The following is a 743-nucleotide window of genomic DNA, read 5'->3' on the forward strand; positions in this document are numbered from 1 at the left end:
GATGTGGGACGGACGAGAATGGCGGGATTTGACGGGTGCCGCCGGGCGCTTTGCGCACGTCGGCCCAGGCGTCCTCCGACCCTGCCGACCAGGGCGCCCTCGGCAGGGAGTCGGGGAGGCGACAGGCGTCAGGCCGTGGCGATCGCCGGGTCGCTCACCCCCGGTTCGCCGGTCTCGACGTGCCCGGCGAACCGGCGCAGGAAGCCGCTGTCGGTGGCGCAGGTCACCGACAGGTCGTACCAGCGCTTGCTGTGCCGCAGCTCCACCGTGCGCACCACGCGCTTGCCCGGCCGCACCCGGACCGTCTCGCTCTTCCCGCCGTAGGCGTCGGTGACCGTCAGACGGCAGTCGGCCTTGCCGTGGTTGGTGAGGGTCAGCTCGACCCGGCCGCCGTGGGCGTCGTGGCGGGCGGTCACCTCGGGGCCCGCCGTGCCGCCGGAGCCCTTGAAGGTGCGCAGGAAGCCGTTCGGGCCGTGCGCCGTCAGGTCGTACGAGCCGTGCGAATACGCCGTGTTCCAGGTGTCGGAGAGCGTGGCACCGGCCGCTGCGGTGTAGCTCCACGGCCCGTCCGTGCGGTTCGCGGAGGTGACGGTGAAGCACACGCCCGCCTCCGGCCCTCCGTCGAAGGTGAGCGTGATCCGTCCGGTCGTGGGCGTCACCGTCGCGTCCACCACCGGGGCGTACGGCAGTGGGCGTGTGGGTCGCGAACCGCGGTTCTGCTTCGGCAGAGCGGGGTGGGCGGG

Annotated in this window: 1 protein-coding gene; it reads right to left on the bottom strand. The window is 73.2% G+C overall.

Going from position 1 to position 743, the window contains the following annotated elements; translation table 11 throughout:
• Positions 1-128: 128 nt before the first annotated feature.
• The coding region (locus K6I34_RS37700) for a phospholipase domain-containing protein (protein ID WP_229332506.1) at positions 129-743 on the bottom strand (615 nt) is incomplete at its 5' end.

The organism is Streptomyces sp. UNOC14_S4, assembly GCF_020740835.1.
Taxonomy (GTDB): Bacteria; Actinomycetota; Actinomycetes; order Streptomycetales; family Streptomycetaceae; genus Streptomyces.